The 19,326-nt window shown below is 69.0% G+C and carries 19 protein-coding genes; 10 read left to right on the plus strand and 9 right to left on the minus strand.

Translation table 11 applies throughout. The features are described 5' to 3' along the window. Position 1: 1 nt before the first annotated feature. From ACI7YT_RS13355 to ACI7YT_RS13370, 4 genes are read right to left on the minus strand one after another with little or no spacing between them, the layout of a single operon-like run. Positions 2–778 (minus strand): CPBP family intramembrane glutamic endopeptidase, encoded by a 777-nt coding sequence (locus tag ACI7YT_RS13355; RefSeq protein ID WP_406246021.1) that lies wholly within the window; start codon positions 776–778, stop codon positions 2–4. A 52-nt stretch (positions 779–830) separates the two neighbouring features. Next, positions 831–1,475, minus strand: a complete 645-nt coding sequence (locus ACI7YT_RS13360) for a response regulator (RefSeq protein ID WP_406246022.1) — start codon at positions 1,473–1,475, stop codon at positions 831–833. Then, positions 1,472–2,626, minus strand: coding sequence for a sensor histidine kinase (locus ACI7YT_RS13365; RefSeq protein ID WP_406246023.1), 1,155 nt, complete (start codon positions 2,624–2,626; stop codon positions 1,472–1,474). Before ACI7YT_RS13365 ends, ACI7YT_RS13360 begins: the two co-directional genes overlap by 4 nt. Then, the gene (locus ACI7YT_RS13370; protein WP_406246024.1) at positions 2,623–3,498 is read right to left on the minus strand and encodes a hypothetical protein; all 876 of its coding nucleotides are present in this window, start codon (positions 3,496–3,498) and stop codon (positions 2,623–2,625) included. The genes ACI7YT_RS13365 and ACI7YT_RS13370 overlap by 4 nt, the downstream gene beginning before the upstream one ends. 119 nt (positions 3,499–3,617) lie before the next feature. On the opposite strand from ACI7YT_RS13370, the gene hrpA reads away from it, so the two are divergent. The 7 genes from hrpA (at position 3,618) to ACI7YT_RS13405 (ending at position 13,639) form a co-directional block, all read left to right on the plus strand. Further along, complete coding sequence (gene hrpA / locus ACI7YT_RS13375) at positions 3,618–7,685, plus strand: ATP-dependent RNA helicase HrpA (protein ID WP_406246025.1); 4,068 nt, start codon at positions 3,618–3,620, stop codon at positions 7,683–7,685. Positions 7,686–7,694: 9 nt separating this feature from the next. Then, entirely contained in the window at positions 7,695–8,639 is a 945-nt protein-coding gene (locus ACI7YT_RS13380; protein WP_406246026.1) for a zinc-binding alcohol dehydrogenase family protein, read from the plus strand. Between the two features lie 64 nt (positions 8,640–8,703). Beyond that, positions 8,704–10,032: an O-acetylhomoserine aminocarboxypropyltransferase/cysteine synthase family protein gene (locus tag ACI7YT_RS13385; RefSeq protein WP_406246027.1), complete on the plus strand. Its 1,329-nt coding sequence runs from the start codon at positions 8,704–8,706 to the stop codon at positions 10,030–10,032. Between the two features lie 38 nt (positions 10,033–10,070). After that, the gene (locus ACI7YT_RS13390; RefSeq protein WP_406246028.1) at positions 10,071–11,054 is read left to right on the plus strand and encodes a Gfo/Idh/MocA family protein; all 984 of its coding nucleotides are present in this window, start codon (positions 10,071–10,073) and stop codon (positions 11,052–11,054) included. Between the two features lie 4 nt (positions 11,055–11,058). Further along, positions 11,059–12,021 (plus strand): NYN domain-containing protein, encoded by a 963-nt coding sequence (locus ACI7YT_RS13395; RefSeq protein WP_406246029.1) that lies wholly within the window; start codon positions 11,059–11,061, stop codon positions 12,019–12,021. A gap of 35 nt (positions 12,022–12,056) precedes the next feature. Then, positions 12,057–12,674 (plus strand): DUF4166 domain-containing protein, encoded by a 618-nt coding sequence (locus ACI7YT_RS13400; RefSeq protein ID WP_406246030.1) that lies wholly within the window; start codon positions 12,057–12,059, stop codon positions 12,672–12,674. Then, entirely contained in the window at positions 12,671–13,639 is a 969-nt protein-coding gene (locus tag ACI7YT_RS13405) for an epimerase (protein ID WP_406246031.1), read from the plus strand. The genes ACI7YT_RS13400 and ACI7YT_RS13405 overlap by 4 nt, the downstream gene beginning before the upstream one ends. Before the next feature lie 5 nt (positions 13,640–13,644). Here the strand turns inward: ACI7YT_RS13405 and ACI7YT_RS13410 are convergent, their stop codons facing one another. Then, positions 13,645–14,019 (minus strand): PLDc N-terminal domain-containing protein, encoded by a 375-nt coding sequence (locus ACI7YT_RS13410; protein WP_406246032.1) that lies wholly within the window; start codon positions 14,017–14,019, stop codon positions 13,645–13,647. A 28-nt stretch (positions 14,020–14,047) separates the two neighbouring features. Continuing rightward, on the minus strand, positions 14,048–14,977 hold the full coding sequence (locus tag ACI7YT_RS13415) for an aldo/keto reductase family oxidoreductase (RefSeq protein WP_406246033.1): 930 nt from the start codon (positions 14,975–14,977) through the stop codon (positions 14,048–14,050). 50 nt (positions 14,978–15,027) lie between these two features. On the opposite strand from ACI7YT_RS13415, the gene ACI7YT_RS13420 reads away from it, so the two are divergent. Next, positions 15,028–15,630 (plus strand): GNAT family N-acetyltransferase, encoded by a 603-nt coding sequence (locus ACI7YT_RS13420; protein ID WP_406246034.1) that lies wholly within the window; start codon positions 15,028–15,030, stop codon positions 15,628–15,630. Positions 15,631–15,634: 4 nt separating this feature from the next. Here the strand turns inward: ACI7YT_RS13420 and ACI7YT_RS13425 are convergent, their stop codons facing one another. After that, positions 15,635–15,844: a hypothetical protein gene (locus ACI7YT_RS13425; RefSeq protein WP_406246035.1), complete on the minus strand. Its 210-nt coding sequence runs from the start codon at positions 15,842–15,844 to the stop codon at positions 15,635–15,637. A 131-nt stretch (positions 15,845–15,975) separates the two neighbouring features. Between ACI7YT_RS13425 and ACI7YT_RS13430 the strand changes: the two genes are divergently transcribed. Further along, positions 15,976–16,587 (plus strand): flavodoxin family protein, encoded by a 612-nt coding sequence (locus ACI7YT_RS13430; protein ID WP_406246036.1) that lies wholly within the window; start codon positions 15,976–15,978, stop codon positions 16,585–16,587. 3 nt (positions 16,588–16,590) lie between these two features. Here ACI7YT_RS13430 and ACI7YT_RS13435 read toward each other — a convergent pair whose 3' ends face one another. Both ACI7YT_RS13435 and ACI7YT_RS13440 read right to left on the minus strand, forming a co-directional pair. Continuing rightward, positions 16,591–17,124 carry a hypothetical protein gene (locus ACI7YT_RS13435; protein ID WP_406246037.1) on the minus strand — a complete coding sequence of 178 codons (534 nt, stop codon included), beginning with the start codon at positions 17,122–17,124 and terminating at the stop codon, positions 16,591–16,593. A 126-nt stretch (positions 17,125–17,250) separates the two neighbouring features. After that, a complete protein-coding gene (locus tag ACI7YT_RS13440) occupies positions 17,251–17,550 on the minus strand; it encodes a hypothetical protein (protein ID WP_406246038.1) in 300 nt (99 codons plus the stop codon). A 91-nt stretch (positions 17,551–17,641) separates the two neighbouring features. Between ACI7YT_RS13440 and pgi the strand changes: the two genes are divergently transcribed. Further along, positions 17,642–19,321 carry a glucose-6-phosphate isomerase gene (gene pgi / locus ACI7YT_RS13445; protein WP_406246039.1) on the plus strand — a complete coding sequence of 560 codons (1,680 nt, stop codon included), beginning with the start codon at positions 17,642–17,644 and terminating at the stop codon, positions 19,319–19,321. Positions 19,322–19,326: the final 5 nt, after the last annotated feature.

The following is a 19,326-nucleotide window of genomic DNA, read 5'->3' on the forward strand; positions in this document are numbered from 1 at the left end:
GTCAGGCTCCGATCGAGGCGGCGAGGAAGGGGATAGCGAGAGCGGGCAACGAGAAGACGAGGTTGACCAGACCGTGCGCGAACACGAGGGGCATCAGTCTCCCCTGGAGTCGATAGATGAGGCCGGATCCGACACCCCACACGAAGAACGCGCACACGAAGGCGACCACGGCGTCCGGGCTCGGGGCGTACCAGACATGCTGCAGCGCGAAGATCGCCGCGGGGAGGACCATCGCCACGGTCATCGGCATCCGCCGTGCCAGCATCCCCTGGGACCAGCCGCGATAGACGAGCTCCTCGACCGGAGCGTTCAGCGGCGCGAAGGTGAGAACACCGACGACGGCGATCACGCTCCAGACGACCGGGTCGAGTGACGGGATGCTCGCCGGGTCGAAGAACACCGTCTCCATCGCGACGAACACCTGATCTCCGTGCTGCAGCCAGACCACGAGGATGATCGCTCCGGCGAACGGAAGGTACATCACGACGAGCCAGAGCAGGCCCCACAGCAGATCCGTTCCGATGCGACGGGGCTCGTAGCCGAGCACCTCCCGCAGGGTGCGTCCGTCTCGGCGCAGCAGCCGGGCGACGAGCACCAGGCACACCACGTTCACCGGCACCATGGCGACCACGGCGATGACCGGAGGCGGCGGGAACGCGACACCGGGGTCGATCCCGCTGATCACCAGCCAGGTGAGGGCGGATGCCGCGGCCACCAGCGCGACGCGCAGCAAGGGGAGCCCGATGGCCCACTTCGAGATCGTCCGCGGATCGCTCACGGTTAACTTTGTATTGCAAAGCTCTTTGCATGTCAACCATCGGGCGTCCGCCTCAGGGTTTCCTGCCACCGAGGGCCCACACGGCGATCTGCACACGATCACGCAGTCCGATCTTGGTCAGCACACGGCCGACGTGCGTCTTGACCGTCGCTTCCGACAAGTGCAGCCGCCCGGCGATCTCCGCATTGCTCAGGCCCTCGGCGATCATTCCGACGATCTCGATCTCCCGCGGCGCAAGGGCCTCCCTCTCGGCTGCGCGCCGCACAGGATCCGGTGCGAAGGCGAGGAACTGCGCCACCACGTGGGAAGCGACCGTGGGCGAGAGGACTGCATCGCCGCCGACAGCTGAGCGAATCGCCGCGACGACGTCATCGACGGACGCGTCCTTCACCAGGAAACCCGAGGCACCGGCGTGCAGGGCGCGGAACACGTTGTCGTCCGTGTCGAAAGTCGTCAGTGCTATCAACGCCGCATCGGCCTCGGCGGCGCGGAGTCGCCGGATCGCTTCGACCCCGTCCACGATCGGCATCTGCAGATCCATCAGCACGACATCAGGGTGCGTGCGCAGGATCCCTCGCACAGCCTGCTCGCCATCGGCGGCCTCGCCGATGACCTCCATGTCATCCTGCGCACGGACGGTCGCCACGATGCCGGCACGGACGAGTTCTTGATCGTCGACGACGAAGACGCGGATCATCGGACGGACTTCCCTTCGAGCGGCGATTCGAACGGGAGAACGGCCGTGACCACGAAGCGCGGTGACGACTGCACGGACAGGACTCCGGCGACCTCCCCCATCCTCTCGGCCATCCCCCGCAGACCGAGACCTCCGCTCGCATGAGCAACGCCATCGGCGATCGTCCGGTCGTTGCTGAACGAGATCTCCAGGCGATCGGATTCCCAGACCTCGGCGTAGTCCACCCGCGCGCCGGGGGCGTGCTTCGCGGCATTCGTGAGTGCCTCGCGGACGAGCCAGCCGATGGCCGCACGACGGTGCTCGCCGACAGTGCGCGGTGTCCCGCGAACCACGTGGCTGAGCGGAACTCCGAGCGCCTCGGCGGCAGCGGCCAACGATGTCGGGTGACCGATGTCGATCTTCACGCTCGCAGTCCGGTCGCCTGGGCGGGTCTCGCGCAGTGCCCCGAGAGTCTGACGGAGCTCCGCCAACGATGATCGCGCCGTCGCCTCGGCCGTCGCGAGAGCCTCCTCCGTGTTGTCGGGTTCGAAGCGCGCAACCCGGATCTGGCTGATGACCACCGCGAGCGAATGCGCCAGGATGTCGTGCAGATCCCGAGAGATGCGATTGCGCTCCCCCTCGATCGCCCGTGATTCCTGCTCTCGCCGATCTCGCAGATCCCGTTCTCGAATCAGTTCCGCCGCGATCCGCTGCGACCGCCAGAGCCACCCCGAAGCGCAGGCGACCGCCGACAGCGCGATGAACAGGGTCAGCAGCAGCCACGGCTGGGGACCGAAGCCGGAGTCCACGACGCTGTCGTCCGACGCGTACGCGATCGTCGCGAGAGCCGAACCCGTCAACGCGACGCCGATGGCGACTGCACTGCTCCCTCGCGCGGACGCGACGCAGATCGCGGTCAGAACGAGCCCGTTGGACGGCAGAAGGAAGAACAGACCGGTGATCAACGCCTGCATCGCGGCCCCGGCGGCGATCAGCAGGAGGGCGATCGTCGGCCGCGAAGAGGACAAGTACGACGCGACGTGTTGAACTATCGCGACGAGGAAGACAGCCCAGGCTGCCGGTGGCGGCAGCGAGAGGAAGGCGACGGTCGCGGTCAACGGCAGCAGGACGACGGTCACCGCCGTGGCCAGCACCACGAGACGGCTGCTCACGGGCGCACCGCGCGCGATGCGGTTCGTGCGTTCATCAGAGTCTCCATCGCCGTCAACGTCGCGGCCAGCATGACGGCCCCCAGGCCGAGCCAGGTGCCGTACACGCCGAACACGAGCAATGTGGAACCGCCCTCGCCGTAGACGACGGCTCCAGAGGGCGCCACTGCCTGGAAGACGAATCCGAACACCATGAGGGCTCCCATGCTGAGCAATGCCCCCGAACCGACCATCCCGCCGCAGACGACTGTCCATGACCAGCCGTTGGGGCGCGTGAGGCCGACGAGCACGACGATCCAGATCGCCGCAGCCCCGAAGGCCACGATCTCCCCCGCGGGAAATCCGACATTCTGGATCGCACTCGGTCCCTGAACCCACCAGACCATCTTGAGCAACGGGTACGGAACCGCGAACAGAATTCCCAGCCACAGCAGCGCAGGCTTCCGGCCGGCTGGCGGCGCTTCTCGGTGCGTGATTGCGTGCGCGTACAGGATCACGACCAGGGCTGCGATCAGATCGATCCCGCGGGACACGGCACCCGCGAGGTCGACGATCCCGAAGTCGCCCGCGGGAATTCGAGTGAGGGCGAAGAATGCGCGGAATGCGTCGAGGATGAAGCCGCCGGAGGCACCGAAGAAGAAGACGGCGCAACCCCACGCCCACCACAGGCTCGCCGCATCGCTGCCCCGCGCCCGGAGCACGATCACGGGGACGACCATCGCCGCCGCGACCAGCCCGAGCCACGGGGGCGGGAAGATGTTCGCGTATGCGGCCCCCGGGCCGAGCACGATCCGGACGACGGACGCGGAGGCAGCCGCGATCGTGACGACCACGAGCGCGGACGGGCCTGTGGCGATGCGCAGGATTCTGTTCATGCCGATCAGCCTGAGCGGTCCCGCTCGTCACGACATCCACCGCAGGTATGGATGCCGTGCGACCGAGGTCGCGCCGCTCGAACGCAGACGTCGCGTTCCGCGTCGTACGATGGAGGGCTATGTCCTCTCCCGTGATCTCCTACCCCGCCGAGCTGCCGGTCAGCGCGGCCAGGGAGGAGATCGCCGACGCGATCCGCGCGAATCAGGTCGTCATCGTGGCCGGCGCCACCGGATCGGGCAAGACGACCCAGTTGCCGAAGATCTGCCTCGAACTCGGGCGTACGAAGATCGCGCACACGCAGCCGCGACGCCTCGCCGCCCGCACCATCGCGGAGCGCGTGGCGGAGGAGCTGCACGTCGAACTCGGCGGACTCGTCGGCTACAAGGTGCGCTTCACGGACCAGGTCTCGGATGCCACGCAGATCGCCCTGATGACCGACGGCATCCTGCTGAACGAGATCCATCGCGATCGCCTGCTCCGCCGCTACGACACGATCATCATCGACGAAGCCCACGAACGCTCACTGAATGTGGACTTCCTGCTCGGCTATCTCACCCGCATCCTGCCCGAACGGCCCGATCTCAAGGTCATCATCACGTCGGCGACGATCGATCCGGAGAGCTTCGCCCGCCACTTCGCGGATGCCGATGGCACGCCGGCGCCGGTCATCGAGGTGTCGGGGCGGACGTTCCCGGTGGAGATCCGTTACCGCCCGCTCGTCGACGAACCCCCGACTCCCGCTGACTCGTCCGGAGCGCCCGCGAATCGAACGAATGCCGCCGGCCGGAAGCCGACGCCTCGGAACTCCGAGCCGGACGACGAGGTCTCCGCGATCGTCGCAGCCCTGCGTGAACTCGATCGCGAGGCCGCCGGCGACGTTCTCGTGTTCCTCCCCGGCGAAGCGGAGATCCGGGATGCCGCGGATGCCGTGCGCGCCGCGTACGCGAAGGACCGCTCCCCCACCGAAGTCCTGCCGCTTTACGGCCGGTTGTCCGCCGCCGAGCAGCATCGCGTCTTCGAGCGCAGCCGCGTCGCCGGGGTGCGTCGCCGCGTCGTCCTCGCCACCAACGTCGCCGAGACCAGCCTCACCGTCCCCGGCATCAAGTACGTCATCGACGTCGGCACAGCGCGCATCTCGCGCTACAGCCACCGGTCGAAGGTGCAGCGCCTGCCGATCGAGGCCATCTCGCAGGCCTCGGCGAACCAGCGCTCCGGCCGTGCAGGACGCACGAGCGACGGCATCGCGATCCGGCTCTACTCGGAAGAGGACTTCGAGAAGCGGCCCGAGTACACCGAACCCGAGATCCTGCGGACTTCGCTCGCCTCAGTGGTGCTGCAGATGCTCTCGCTCGGCTTCGGAGACATCCAGGCATTCCCGTTCCTCACCCCGCCCGATTCGCGCGGCATCAAGGCCGCGTTCGATCTGCTGACCGAGCTGGGCGCGATCACCCTGTCCGATGATGCCCCCCGTCTGACGAGGATCGGCCGCGACATCTCACGGATGCCGATCGACCCGCGTTTCGCCCGCATGCTCGTCGAGGCGGCGAAGACCGGCGTCGCGGAGGATGTGCTCGCCATCGTCTCCGGCCTCTCGATCCAGGATGTGCGGGAGCGCCCGTCGCAGGATGCCCCGCAGGGCATACGCGACGAGGCGGAGCGCTCGCACGCACGCTTCGCCGACCCGACCAGTGACTTCCTGTCGATCCTCAATCTCTGGAACCACCTGCGCGAACAGCAGCGGGAGCTGGGCTCGAGCGCGTTCCGACGGATGTGCCGCGCGGAGCATCTGAACTATGTACGCGTGCGGGAATGGTTCGACGTGCACCGCCAGCTGAGGTCACTGGTGAAGGACCCGTCCCGTTCTTCCCGTTCGTCGAGCGAGCGGAGCGAATCGACGCACGACGGCCCCGCCGCCGACCCGGATGCCGTGCATCGCGCGCTGCTGTCGGGGCTGCTGTCGCAGATCGGCATCCTCGACGAGCGCACCGCGGCAGCCAAGGGAGCGAACAAGACACCGCCGAAGGACACGAAGCGCCGGGTCACGGAGTACCGCGGCGCTCGCGGCATCCGGTTCTCGATCTTTCCCGGCTCCGCCCTGCGCAAGAAGAGCCCGAGCGCGGTCATGGCCGCCGAGATCGTCGAGACATCGCGCATGTTCGCCCGCACGGCGGCGGCGATCGATCCGGTATGGGCGGAAGCGCTGGCCGGCGACCTCGCCAAGCGCCAGGTGTCCGAGCCGCACTGGTCCAAGGACGCCGGGGCGGCGGTGGCCTTCGAGAAGGTGATGCTCTTCGGAGTCGAGATCATCCCGCGACGCCGCGTGCAGTTCGCGCGCATCGATCGCGCGGCGGCCCGCGAGCTGTTCCTCCGGCACGCGCTCGTCGAGGGCGAGTGGGATCCGAGCCGGATCGACAAGCGGGTGAGCGCGTTCTGGCGCAGCAACGGCGAGCTGCGCAAGCGCCTCGAGAAGCTCGAAGAGCGCGAACGGCGCCGCGACATCCTCGCCGGCGACGAGGCCGTCTACCGCTTCTACGACGAACGCATCCCCGCGGATGTCTTCGATGTGCGCTCGTTCGAGCGCTGGTGGCGGGAGGCGCTGCAGAAGACGCCGAAGATGCTCGTGATGCGCGAGAGCGATCTGCTCGACGACGCCGATCGCGCCGACCAGAGCGAGTTCCCGACGCGTTGGAACCAGGGCGACCAGGTCCTGGGGCTCGCGTACCGCTTCGAGCCGGGGGCGGCGGATGACGGTGTGAGCGTGGTCGTACCGCTGGCGCTGCTCGCCCAGATCGACGACCGCGGCTTCGACTGGCAGGTGCCTGGTCTGCGGGCCGAGCTCGTCACCGCGCTGCTGCGCGCGCTTCCGAAGGCCATCCGTCGGCACGTCGTGCCGGCCGCGGACTGGGCGGACAAGTTCGGCGAGACCCTCGCGGCGGACGGGCCGGAGCATCACGGCGGCCTGCCGCCCCGGACGCTGAAGGAATCGCTGGCGAAGCTCATCCAGCCGCTCGCCAACCAGCCGGTCACGGCTTCGGACTTCGACGATGAGCGCGTGGCCGGGCACCTGCGGATGAACTTCCGCGCCGTCGACGAACGCGGTCGAGTCGCGGGCTCCGCGCGGGACCTGTCCCGTCTGCAGGACGAGCTGGCCGACCGGGCGCGCGCGAGCGTCGCCCGATCGATCTCACGACCGACGGACGGCCGTGGCCGACGACCGGAGACGGCGATGGCGGACGCTCTGCGGCAGGCTCAGGGAACGGACGGCGGAACCCAGGGCCCGGAGTCGGCCGCGCCGTCCGGCGCCAGGACCATGCGCGAGCAGGACGGCCTCACCGCATGGACGTTCGGCGAACTGCCGGAGGTCCTCGACACGCGCGTCGCGGGTGGCGTCGTGCGCGGATACCCCGCGATCGTGGATGCTGGCAAGACGGTGTCGGTCCGGGTCGAGGCCACCGCGGATGCCGCCGAAGAGGCGACGCGCGACGGCATCCTGCGCCTGGTGCTCCTGAACGTCCCCTCCCCTTCGTCGTACATCCAGGGGCACCTGACGAGCCAGGAGAAGCTGGCACTGGCGGCCTCGCCGTACCAGAACGTCGCGGCGCTCATCGAGGACGCCCGTGCCGCCGTCGCGCGCGCCATGATCGAGGCCGAGGCGACGGGCGGCATCGTCCGCACCGAAGCCGATTTCACCCGGGTGCGCGACGCCGTCAACGCCGCACTCGTGGACCGGCTGTTCGCGTGCGTGTCTCTCATCGCGAAGATCCTGACGAAGGCTCGTGATGTCGAACGGGCCATCAAGGCGCAGAATTCGCTCGCCCTGCTCGGACCGCTGAACGACATCCGCTCCCAGCTCGCCGGCCTCGTGCACCCCGGATTCATCTCGGCGACCGGCGCCGAACGGCTCTCGCACCTGCCGCGCTATCTCGACGGGATGCTCGATCGCCTGAACACCCTGGCGAACGAGCCGGGCAAGGACCGCACCCGCATGAGCGAATTCGAGCGCATGGCGCGCGCGTTCGAGGACGCCGGCGGAACGATCCCGCTGGCGGCGGACGCGCCGCAGTCGCTCGTCGAGGCCCGATGGCTGCTGGAGGAGTACCGGATCAGCGTCTTCGCCCAACGGCTCGGCACCGCCCAGCCGGTGTCGCCGCAGCGGATCCAGAAAGTGCTCGCCGGCACGCGATAGCCTGGCGGCATGGCACGCGCGATCGTCTACACCGAAATCGGCACCCCTGACGTCCTGCAGCTCGTGGAGATCCCCGACCCCGTCGCCGGCCCCGGCGAAGTCGTCGTGCGGATCGAGGCCGCAGGCGTCAACCCGCTCGACGCGAAGCTCCGTCGCGGCGCCCGCCCGTCCCCGCCGATCACCGAGCCCCGCCGCGTCGGATTCGACGGTGCGGGCACCGTCCACGCGATCGGAGACGGCGTCGCCGGCTTCGCCGTCGGCGACCGGGTCGCGATCCGCGATGCGGTCGGCACGTACGCGACGCACCTGGCCGTCCGGGCGGAGTGCCTGTCACCGCTCCCGGATGCCGTCACCGCCGAAGAGGGCGCGAGCCTCGGCATCCCGATCGGCACGGCCTACCAGTGCGTCCGATCGCTCGGCGTGGAAGCCGGAGACACCTTGCTGGTCCATGCCGGTTCCGGCGCCGTCGGGCAGGCCGCGATCCAGTTCGCTGTCGCGCGGGGCGCGACGGTCGTCGCCACCGGCAGCCCCGCCCGTCACGCGCAGCTGCGCGAGCTCGGCGCGATCCCGGTCGCATACGGAGACGGCCTCGCCGATCGCGTCCGAGAGGCCGCACCTCAGGGCGTCACGGCGGCATTGGACTGCATCGGCACGGACGAGGCGATCGACGTGTCGAAGCAGCTGGTCGCCGATCACGATCGCATCGCCACCATCGTTCGCGGTCCGGATGCCGCGGAGCTCGGCATCCGGGCATTCAGCGGCGGCGCATCACAGCCGCTGACGTCGCAAGAACTGGCCTGGCGTGCCGAGGCCGTTCCGCTCGCGATCGCTCGACTGGCGGATGGTGACTTCCAGATCGAGATCGGGCCGGAGCTTCCGCTCGCCGAGGCATCCCGCGCACACGAGCTCGTCGAGCAGCACGCCGCCCGCGGCAAGATCGTCCTGATCCCCTGACTCCGGCCCGCAATACTTCGACACACGCACACGCGCGCGCGATGCGCGCCGGGACAATGGACGGATGACCGCTTCCGCCGACCCAGGCTCGACCGCATTCGCCACACGGCAGATCCAGGCCGGCTACCTGCCAGGCACCCCGCAGAACAGCGCCGTTCCGCCGATCTACCAGACCGCGGCCTTCCAGTTCGCCTCGTTGGCGGATGCCGCGGACCTGTTCGCCCTGCGCAAGGCGGGCAACCTGTACAGCCGCAACGCGAGCCCGACCCAGCAGGTGCTCGAGGAGCGCGTCACCGCGCTCGAGGGCGGCACCTCGGCCGTCGCCGTGGCCTCCGGCCAGGCCGCGGTCGCGGTCACCCTGCTCGCGCTCGCGGGCCGAGGCGGGCACATCGTCGCAGCCGACCAGCTGTACGGCGGCACGGTCGACCTGCTGCAGGAGACGTTCGACGACTTCGGCATCCCGGTGACGTTCGTCGACCAGGACGATGCGGATGCCTGGCGCGCCGCGATCCGCCCGGAGACCCGCGTCCTCTTCGCGGAGTCGGTCGCGAACCCGATCGCGCAGGTGCTCGACATCCGCCTCGTCGCAGACATCGCCCACGATGCCGGCATCCCGCTCGTGATCGACAACACGGTCGGCACGCCGTACCTCGTCCGCCCGGGTGAGCACGGCGCGGACTTCGTGGTGCACTCGGCGACCAAGTTCCTCTCCGGTCACGGCACCTCGCTCGGCGGCGTCGTCGTCGACCAGGGCACGTTCGACTTCGGGGCGGAGCCCGAGCGCTGGCCGCAGTTCACCGCTCCGTACGCGCGCTTCGGCGAGCTCGTGCTGTGGGAGCGCTTCGGGCAGGGCTTCGCTTTCGGCGCGCTCGTGAAGTCGAAGTACGTGCACGACCTCGGCCCGTCGCTGTCGCCGTTCAACGCCTGGCAGATCCTGCAGGGCATCGAGACTCTGGACCTGCGGGTCTCCCGCCAGAGTGCGACGGCGCTGACGATCGCAGAGCACCTGGCGCAGCATTCGAAGGTCGCAGCCGTCCACCACCCTGGACTGGCGGGGAACCCCTGGCACGGTCTCGCGCAGCGTTACCTGCCGCGTGGCGTGCCGTCCGTGTTCTCGTTCGATCTGGCGGGCGACATCACGGGCGATGAGGACCCCGCGGCACATGCACGCGCGGCCCGCGTGATCGACGGTCTCGCCGTCGTCCGCCTGATCGCGAACATCGGCGATGCGCGCAGCATGGTGGCGCATCCGGCATCCATGACGCACTCGCACCTGACTCCTGCCCAGCGCGCCGCAGCAGGGATCTCGCTGAACACGATCCGCTTCTCGGCCGGCCTCGAGGACCCTGCCGACCTCATCGCCGATCTGAACCAGGCCCTGGCCCGCCTCTGACGGGGTTCGGCGTCGGGACCGGCCGGTACGCTGAGTGCATGACTGGTCTTCGCTGGGGAATCCTCGCCACCGGCGGCATCGCCGCCTCGTTCGCCGCCGACCTCCGCACCGAAGGACTCGACCTCGTGGCGGTCGGCTCCCGATCGCAGGCATCGGCTGACGCGTTCGCCGCACGCTTCGACATCCCTCGCGCGCACGGCTCGTACGAAGCGCTGGCGGCCGACCCGGATGTCGACATCATCTACGTCGCGACTCCGCACCCGATGCATCACGCGGATGCGCGTCTCGCCCTCGAGCACGGCAAGCACGCGCTCGTCGAGAAGGCGTTCACCGTGACCCGCGCCGAGGCCGAGGACCTGCAGAGCCTCGCCGCCGAGAGGGGCCTCCTCGTCATGGAGGCCATGTGGACCAGGTATCTGCCGCACATGATCCGCATCCGCGAGCTCATCGCCGACGGCGCGCTCGGCGAGATCCGTGCGGTCACGGCCGACCACACGCAGCTCATCACCTCCGACCCGGCTCACCGTCTGAACGCGCTCGAGCTCGGTGGCGGCGCGCTGCTGGACCTCGGCATCTACCCGATCTCGTTCATCTGGGACATCCTCGGCGCGCCGACGGCGATCAAGGCCGTCGCCCGTCTGGGCGAGACCGGAGCGGATGCCGAGGTCGCGACCGTCATGACGCACGCGGGCGGCGCGGTGTCGACCAGCCTGTCATCGGCCCGAGGATCCGGCCCCAACGCGGCATCCATCATCGGCACCGAGGCGCGCATCGACATCGACCGTGTCTGGTACACGCCGACCTCCTTCCGCGTGGTCGGTCCTGACGGCACGGTCCACGAGAGCTACGCCTCCGAGGTGACCGGCCGCGGCATGCAGTACCAGGCGCTCGCGGCCGAACGGCTCGTGGCGAGCGGCACGATCGAAGGGGACATCCTCCCGATCGCCGAGAGCGCCGCCATCATGGGCACGCTCGATGAGATCCGCGCCCAGATCGGCGTGCGGTACCCGAGCGAGGGATGACACCATGGCCGAACCGCAGGACACCCGCGTCGCCGTCTACCTGGACTTCGACAACATCGTCATCTCCTGGTACGACCGCGTCCACGGACGCAACGCGTACGGCAAGGACCGCCAGCGCATCACCGAGAACCCGAGCGATCCCGAGGTCGCGGAGCGCCTGAAGCGGGCCATGATCGAGGTCGGTGCGATCATCGACTACGCGGCGTCGTTCGGCACCCTCGTGCTGACCCGCGCCTACGCGGACTGGTCGTCCCCGGTGAACGCCGTGTACCGATCCCAGCTGGTCGCCCGCGCGGTCGATCTCGTGCAGCTGTTCCCCGCCGCCGCCTACGCCAAGAACGGCGCGGACATCCGGCTCGCCGTGGACGCCGTCGAGGACATGTTCCGCCTCCCCGACCTCACGCATGTCGTGATCGTCGCCGGAGACAGCGACTACGTCCCGCTCGCCCAGCGCTGCAAGCGTCTCGGCCGCTATGTGATCGGCGTCGGGGTCGCAGGCTCCACGGCGAAGTCGCTTGCCGCTGCCTGCGACGAGTTCGAGGCGTACGACTCCCTTCCCGGTGTCGTCCGTCCGGTCGCGAAGGCCCAGACGCCGGCGCCTGCACCGGAGCCGGAGCCCGATCCGGAACCGGATGCCGCGGCGGAGGCGCCCGTGAAGGCGAAGGCACCTCGGTCACGCGCCAAGAAGGCACCGAAGGCGCCGGAGCCCGAGGCCCCGCAGCTCACCGAGCAGGAGGAGGCGACGCAGCTGCTCGAGCGCGCGCTGCGTCTGGGGCACGACAAAGCCGATGCCGACGAGTGGCTGCACAGCTCGGCCGTCAAGACCCACATGCGCCGCATGGATCCGTCCTTCAGCGAGAAGGCCCTCGGATACCGATCGTTCTCCGATTTCCTCAAGTCCCGCGATGACATCGCGGAGTTGGAGGAGACAGGGCACGAACGACTGGTCCGCCTGCGCGAGCGCTGACGGATCGCGCGTTCGCGCACGACTACGCTCGAAGCATGAGGCATCCCTCGACATCCCCGTACGCTCGAGCACTGGGATCGCGGATGCCGCTGCTGGACCCGCCGACGCAGGCGTACTTCGCGGCGATCCCCGATGGACATGTCGGCGTCGGCGAAGGCGTGTTCGATCAGGTCGGCACGCGGCACCGATGGCTCGCACCGCTGCTGCGTCCCCTGCACCGTCGCGGCCTCCTGGTGGCCGGCTGGTACACAGACGTCCCCTTCCGGATCGAGAACCGCACGATTGCCGGGCGCGCGATCGCGGAGCGCACCCTGATGCTCCCCGGGGGCGAGTGGATCATGCGGGACGCGGTCGCGCTGAAACCCCACGGACGTCTGGTCGACGAGCTCGGCGAGCCACCGCTGTTCGCGGCGAGCTTCGACGTCGGCACCGACGACGGCGCACTGCGACTCACCAGCCGTGCGATCGGTATGCGCATCGGCCGTCTCCGTCCACGCGTCGCAGGACGGCTCGTGCCGCGCATCCGGTTGCGAGAGGGAAGGGATGCCGAATCCGGCCGCCAGCGCGTGGAATTGACGATCGATGCTCCACTGGTCGGGCGGCTCTACGAGTACACCGGCACCTTCACCTACCGGATCGAGAAGGAATCATGAGCACAGGGCGCATCGTCATCGGCGGCTCGTCCGGCTTCATGGGCCGCTACCTGGTGAAGAAGTACCGCGACGCCGGCCGCGAAGTCATCACGATCTCACGGTCCGGTGCTGACCTCGTCTGGGCGGACCAGGACGGCATCGATGCCGCCGTGGACGGGGCCGAGCTCGTGATCGGCCTCGCCGGAAAGAGCGTCAACTGCCGGTACACACCCGCCAACCGGGCCGAGATCTTCTCCTCCCGACTGGAGACGACCGCTGCTCTGAGCACGGCGATCGCGCGCGCCAAGGCCCCTCCGGCGCTCTGGGTGAACTCGTCCACGGCGACCATCTACCGGCACGCCGAGGATCGCCCGATGGCCGAGTCGACCGGTGAGATCGGCACCGGGTTCTCCGTCGAGGTCGCGAAGGCCTGGGAACAGGCGCTCTTCGAGGATGATCTCCCGCGCACGCGACGAGTGGCGCTGCGCAGTGCGATCGTCCTCGGCCACGGTGGAGTCCTCGAGCCGCTGCGCTCACTGGCCCGACGTGGGCTCGGCGGCGCGCAGCACGACGGATGGTGGCCGGTGACGGCGCGCCGCCGAGCGGCCGGGACCGCGCACTTCCCGGGGGCCCGGCGAGGACGGCAGCGCTTCAGCTGGGTGCACGTCGACGATGTCGCCGGCATCATCGACTTCCTCGAAGAGCATCCGGAGCTCGACGGGTCCGTCAACGTCGCGTCGCCGAACCCTGTCGACAACACGACGTTCATGGCGGCGGTGCGCGCCGTCCTCGGCGTGCGGTTCGGTCCGCCCATGCCGCGCTGGATGCTGGAGATCGGCGCCATCGGCATCCGCACCGAGACGGAGCTGATCCTCAAGAGCCGCTGGGTCCTGCCGGAGAAGCTGACCACGGCGGGATACGAGTTCCGCTTTCCGACCCTGGAACCGGCCCTGCGCGAGTCCTTCGATCTCGCGCTCGCGCGCTGAGAGGGTCAGTCCTCGCCGCGCTCCTGCTTGCGCTTCTCGATCTCCTGACGCAGCCGCCATTCCTCGATCTCACGGTCGAGGTCGGCGATCTGCTGCTCGGTGCTGCGCGTGTCCACCGGTGCGGGCGGCGCCGCCGGCGGGCCGGAGGCCGGCCCGGTGGCGCGCTGGCGGCGCGGCATCCTCGGCATCGAGACGCCCTGCGAGTCGTACTCACGACCGAGGGCGAACCAGAGGATGCTGCCGATCAGCGGCAGCAGGATCACGATGATGAGCCAGACCATCTTCGGCAGGAAGCGCACCCGCGAATCGTCGCGCGTGATGATGTCGATCAGCGCACCGATCATGAGCGCGATCGTCAGCAGCATGAAGATGAACGGCATGAGAACAGGGTAGACGACGGTGCGCGGGTCAGGGCAGCAGGTGACCGGCCGCGCGATACAGCTCGTACCATTCGGCGCGGGTGAGCTGCACGTCCGACCCGTGCGCCGCCGCCACGAGCCGCTCGGGGGTCGTCGTGCCCATGACGACCTGCATCGCGGCCGGATGCCGGGTGATCCACGCGACCGCGATCCCGATCGGAGAGCTGTCGTGCACAGCGGCGATGCGCTCGAGCGCGGCGTTGAGCTCCGGGTGATCCGCGTGGCCGATGAACGGTCCGAGACCGCTGCCGGCCTGCATGGGCGACCAGGCCTGGATCGTGATCCCGTTGGCGCGGCAGTACTCGAGGATTCCGCCGCCGTCCCTGGTGACGCTCTGCTCGGTGGCCTCGCGGTTGGCGGCGATGGGGCCGGCGATCATCGACGCATGCGTGAGCGAGAGCTGCAGCTGGTTCGCGACGAACGGCTGGGTCACCGCCGTGCGCAGCAGATCGATCTGCCGCGGTGTGTGGTTGGAGACGCCGAACGCACGGACCTTCCCCGCCGCCTCGAGCTCGTCGAACGCGCGGGCGACCTCTTCCGGTTCGACCAGCGCATCAGGGCGGTGCAGCAGCAGGACGTCGACCCGGTCGGTGCGCAGCGCGGTGAGCGAGCCGTCGACCTGTCGCATGATGTGCTCGTACGAGAAGTCGTAGGCTCCGTCCGCTGGGACGATGCCGCATTTGGTCTGCAGGGTGATCTCGTCGCGTTCGGCGGAGGTCAGCTGCAGGGCCTCGGCGAAGCGCTCCTCGCACGCGTGCATCCGTCCGCCGTAGATGTCGGCGTGGTCGAAGAAGTCGACACCGGCGCCGCGCGCCGCGTCGTACAGCGCGCGGATCTCGGCGTCCTCCTTGTCGTTGATGCGCATCATCCCGGCGACGACGGCGGGGGCGGATGCTGTGGCGAACGGCACTGTCTTCATGACCACCACGCTAGCGCGGACCGGTGACACAGGGCTGGTTGAATTGCCGTATGGCCTTCCTCATCGCCCCCGCTCCGCTCACGCTCACCGGCCGGCTCGTCGAACTGCGACCGCTCAAGCGCGCCCATCACGACGGGCTCGTCGAGGCGGCCTCGGAGGGCGAACTGTGGAAGACCGCCTGGTACACGTCGGTCCCGTCGCCTGACGGAATGGCCGCGGCGATCGACGAACGGCTGGCGATGGCGGAACGCGGCGAGATGGTGCCCTTCACCGCGTTCGATGCGACAGGGCGCACCATCGGCCTCACGTCGTTGTACGATCTCGTCGCCGATGTCCCCCGGCTCCACATCGGCTATACCTGGAACCGTCCGTCCGCTCATGGCACCGGGACGAATGCGGAGTCGAAGTATCTGCTCATGCGTCACGCGTTCGAAGAGCTCGGCGTGTTCCGCGTCGGGCTGACGACGCAGTGGGTGAACTTCCAGTCGCGCACGGCGATCGAGCGCCTCGGAGCCAAGCAGGACGGCGTGATGCGCGCGGTCCTGCGCTACCGCAACGGTGCTCTGCGCGACAGCGTCGAGTACTCGATCATCGAACCCGAATGGCCGGCCGTGAAGGCGAACCTGGAGATGCGATTGGCGAAGAGGCGCTGAGCGCTCAGTTGGCCGCCGGTCCGCCGTCCCAGTTGTTCGAGCGGCGCGTCGCACCAGAGCGCCCCTGGCGCATCATGAAGGCCAGCGCGATGCAGATCATCGCGAGTCCGCCGAGGAATGCCGCCGCCTGCCACTCGGGCAGGCCGAACGAGATGCCCATCAGCCAGAACCCTCCGAGGAAGAGGATCATGAAGAAGATGAAGCTGAGGATCATCGGGCGCTCCTGAAGTCGGGAAATCTCGCTCCGTCCAGGATACCCGTGCCGCGACCAGCAACCGCCTAGCGCAGACGATCGACGCGCGAAACCCCCTCCGCGCTCCGGCGATCCGCGCCTATCGTGCCGGCATGGACGCACAACTGACGGCACTCGCGATCAACTGCACACTCAAACCTTCCCCCGCGGATTCGAGTTCCGAGCTCCTCGGTCGGCAGATCCTCAAGGCCTTGGCGGAGCACGGCGTCATCGGGACGATGGTCCGCGCCGTCGATCACACGCTCCTTCCCGGCGTCGGGAAGGACATGGGGCAGGGCGACGAATGGCCGGCGCTGCGCGCACAGGTGCTCGCAGCGGATGTCCTCGTCTTCCTCACGCCGACCTGGCTCGGTCAGCACTCCAGCATCGCTCAGCGCGTGCTCGAACGACTGGATGCCGAGCTGAGCGAGACGGATGCCCGTGGCCGCCCGACGCTGTTCGACAAGGTCGCGATCGCCGGCATCGTCGGCAACGAGGACGGCGCGCATCACATCGCCGCGATCCTCTTCCAATCGCTGAACGACGTGGGCTTCAGCATCCCTGCTCAGGGGTCGGTCTACTGGAACGGCGAGGCGATGCAGCAGACCGACTACAAAGACCTTCCGGAGACGCCCGAGAAGGTCGCGCAGGCCACCGCGACGGCCGCAGCCGACGCCGCGCACCTGGCGAGGCTGCTGCGGGGGCAGGGGTACTCGGCCGTGTAGCAGTCAGCCGGAGAGCTGCGGGGCGTCCCGCCGGAAGGTGATGACGTCCCCGCGGCGTGTCCGCGCCACCGTGAGCCCCGCTGCGTCGAGCAGTCCGTAGACGCGGCGCGGAAGCGGCGGAAGCCCCGTCGCGGTGTCGACCGGAGGTTTCGCCATGCCGACGATCAGCGAGACGTCGATCTCGGCGCCGCGTGCCTCGACCCTCGCGTATTCGCTGTCGCATCGCCAGCGGAAATGCTCGAGCTCGCGGTACGGGATGCTGATCTCGGCCGTCCCCGTCGTGATGCGCAGCTCGTATGCACCGAACGCGACCGTGCAATCACGTGTGCGGCGACGCAGCAGAGCGGAGAACGCCAGCGACACGGGCAGGGCGATTCCGACACCGACGATGATGATCGTCAGCCGCGCGCCGACCTGGAGGATGTCCGAGACCGCGATCAGCAGCACTGCCACGAGAGCCCCCGCGGCGGTCACGATGCCCAGGATGGACCAGACCAGCGCACGCATCGTCATCGGGATCGCACGGAAGCGCACCATCGAACCGCCGCCGGTGGTCGCGGCCTGCCAGGGCGGAGGCCCAGGCGGCCGGCCGCCCCGAGTCCTCGCGCCCACGCGGCGCCAGGACGCCGCTCGCACGCGGTCGCCTCCTGCGCCCTGCACGCGCTATCCGAGCTGGTCGAGCACGAGTTCGCCGCGCACGTTCAGGTTCTCCATCATGCGCTCGATGCGCTTCGGGTCGATGGCGGGCATGGTCGGTCCGTCGAACGCGATGATCAGCGGGATGCTCGGGTTCATCCAGATCGTGAGCCGGCCCTGCGCCTTGTCCTGGGCTTCGGGAAGCCAGGTCATCATGAAGCTCTCCTGCCGGCGCAGCTTCGTCCCGATCACGATCTTCAGATGCGCCAGAGTGTCATCATCCACGCCGATCGCCGGACGCGTGCTGTTGTACTCGAGAGTTCCCATGGGAGCACACTAGCCGGGAGGTCCGACGCCTCACAGCACCGACCTGCGTCATGTGAGACGGGGAACGTCGCGCTCGCGGTAGTTTGAACGCATGTCTGCCCCGATCGATCCCACCAGCACCCCGGCCTGGGCCGAGCTCAGCGCCCTCCACGACTCGTTCTCTCCGGACCTCCGCGGCTGGTTCGCGACGGATCCGTCGCGCGCCGATCGGCTGTCGCTGCCGCTCGCGGATCTGCACGTCGACCTGTCGAAGAACCTCGTCACCGACGAGGTGCTCGCCTCCCTCCTTCGCCTCGCCGAGCAGACCGGCGTCGCCGACCGCTACGCCGCGATGCTCGAAGGCGCTCGCATCAACACGACCGAGGACCGTGCGGTGCTGCACACCGCACTGCGCCGCCCGGCGGGCGCATCACCGGCGCTCGTCGTCGACGGTCAGGACGTGGATGCCGACGTGCACGGCGTCCTCGACGCCCTCTCGGCATTCGCCGACCGGGTCCGCTCCGGTGAGTGGGTCGGAGTGACCGGCAAGAAGGTCACGCATGTGGTGAACATCGGAATCGGCGGCTCGGACCTCGGGCCCGTGATGGTCTACGAGGCGCTGAAGCCGTACGCGGATGCCGGAATCCAGGCGCTCTTCGTCTCCAACATCGACCCGACCGACCTGGCGCAGAAGACCGCAGGGCTGGACCCCGAGACCACGCTGTTCATCGTGGCGTCGAAGACGTTCACGACGCTGGAGACCCTGACCAACGCGCGACTCGCGCGTGATTGGCTGTGGGCGGGCCTTGCGGCATCCGGCGCCATCGCCGATGACGACGCATCCCGCACGGATGCCGTGGCGCACCACTTCGTCGCCGTCTCGACCGCGCTCGACAAGGTGGCAGCCTTCGGGATCGACCCCACCAACGCGTTCGGATTCTGGGACTGGGTGGGCGGCCGCTACTCTGTCGACTCCGCGATCGGGCTGTCGCTCGCGATCGTGCTGGGGCCGCACGCGTTCCGCGACCTGCTGGCCGGTTTCCACGCCGTCGACGAGCATGTGCGCACCACGCCGCTGGCCGAGAACGTTCCCGTGCTGATGGGCCTGCTCAACGTCTGGTACGTGAACTTCTTCGGTGCGCAGTCGCACGCCGTGCTCCCCTACGCCCAGCAGCTGAGCCGCTTCCCCGCCTACCTGCAGCAGCTGACGATGGAGTCCAACGGCAAGTCCGTCCGCTGGGACGGGTCGCCGGTCACCACCGACACGGGAGAGGTGTTCTGGGGCGAGCCCGGGACGAACGGCCAGCACGCGTTCTACCAGCTGATCCACCAGGGCACCCGCCTGATCCCCGCGGACTTCATCGCGTTCGTGAACCCCGCCTACCCGCTCTCGGACGGCGGTCAGGACGTGCACGAGCTGTTCCTGGCGAACTTCCTCGCGCAGACCAAGGCTCTCGCGTTCGGCAAGACCGCCGCCGAGGTCGAGGCCGAGGGCACCACTGGCGCGCTCGTCGCGGCCCGTACGTTCGCCGGCAACCGCCCGACGACGTCGGTCTTCGCCCCCGCACTGACCCCGCAGGTGCTCGGTCAGCTCATCGCGCTGTACGAGCACATCACGTTCACGCAGGGCACGATCTGGGGCATCAACTCGTTCGACCAGTGGGGTGTCGAGCTCGGCAAGCAGCTGGCCATGCAGATCGCTCCGGCGATCTCCGGCGATGCGGATGCCGTGGCCGCGCAGGATGCTTCGACGAAGGCCCTGCTGGCGTACTACACAGCGAACCGGAACTGATCAGG

This window comes from Microbacterium sp. M (assembly GCF_045181065.1).
In the GTDB taxonomy this organism is placed as follows: Bacteria; Actinomycetota; Actinomycetes; order Actinomycetales; family Microbacteriaceae; genus Microbacterium.

Bases quoted from the DNA above. Each gene is read 5' to 3' on its own strand.
- ACI7YT_RS13415 (WP_406246033.1), bottom strand. From the start codon at position 14,977: ATGAAGACAGTGCCGTTCGCCACAGCATCCGCCCCCGCCGTCGTCGCC.
- ACI7YT_RS13430 (WP_406246036.1), top strand. From the start codon at position 15,976: ATGGACGCACAACTGACGGCACTCGCGATCAACTGCACACTCAAACCT.
- ACI7YT_RS13360 (WP_406246022.1), bottom strand. From the start codon at position 1,475: ATGATCCGCGTCTTCGTCGTCGACGATCAAGAACTCGTCCGTGCCGGC.
- ACI7YT_RS13385 (WP_406246027.1), top strand. From the start codon at position 8,704: ATGACCGCTTCCGCCGACCCAGGCTCGACCGCATTCGCCACACGGCAG.
- ACI7YT_RS13395 (WP_406246029.1), top strand. From the start codon at position 11,059: ATGGCCGAACCGCAGGACACCCGCGTCGCCGTCTACCTGGACTTCGAC.
- ACI7YT_RS13400 (WP_406246030.1), top strand. From the start codon at position 12,057: ATGAGGCATCCCTCGACATCCCCGTACGCTCGAGCACTGGGATCGCGG.
- ACI7YT_RS13440 (WP_406246038.1), bottom strand. From the start codon at position 17,550: ATGGGAACTCTCGAGTACAACAGCACGCGTCCGGCGATCGGCGTGGAT.
- pgi (WP_406246039.1), top strand. From the start codon at position 17,642: ATGTCTGCCCCGATCGATCCCACCAGCACCCCGGCCTGGGCCGAGCTC.
- hrpA (WP_406246025.1), top strand. From the start codon at position 3,618: ATGTCCTCTCCCGTGATCTCCTACCCCGCCGAGCTGCCGGTCAGCGCG.
- ACI7YT_RS13405 (WP_406246031.1), top strand. From the start codon at position 12,671: ATGAGCACAGGGCGCATCGTCATCGGCGGCTCGTCCGGCTTCATGGGC.
- ACI7YT_RS13425 (WP_406246035.1), bottom strand. From the start codon at position 15,844: ATGATCCTCAGCTTCATCTTCTTCATGATCCTCTTCCTCGGAGGGTTC.
- ACI7YT_RS13410 (WP_406246032.1), bottom strand. From the start codon at position 14,019: ATGCCGTTCATCTTCATGCTGCTGACGATCGCGCTCATGATCGGTGCG.
- ACI7YT_RS13390 (WP_406246028.1), top strand. From the start codon at position 10,071: ATGACTGGTCTTCGCTGGGGAATCCTCGCCACCGGCGGCATCGCCGCC.
- ACI7YT_RS13370 (WP_406246024.1), bottom strand. From the start codon at position 3,498: ATGAACAGAATCCTGCGCATCGCCACAGGCCCGTCCGCGCTCGTGGTC.
- ACI7YT_RS13420 (WP_406246034.1), top strand. From the start codon at position 15,028: ATGGCCTTCCTCATCGCCCCCGCTCCGCTCACGCTCACCGGCCGGCTC.
- ACI7YT_RS13380 (WP_406246026.1), top strand. From the start codon at position 7,695: ATGGCACGCGCGATCGTCTACACCGAAATCGGCACCCCTGACGTCCTG.
- ACI7YT_RS13435 (WP_406246037.1), bottom strand. From the start codon at position 17,124: ATGGTGCGCTTCCGTGCGATCCCGATGACGATGCGTGCGCTGGTCTGG.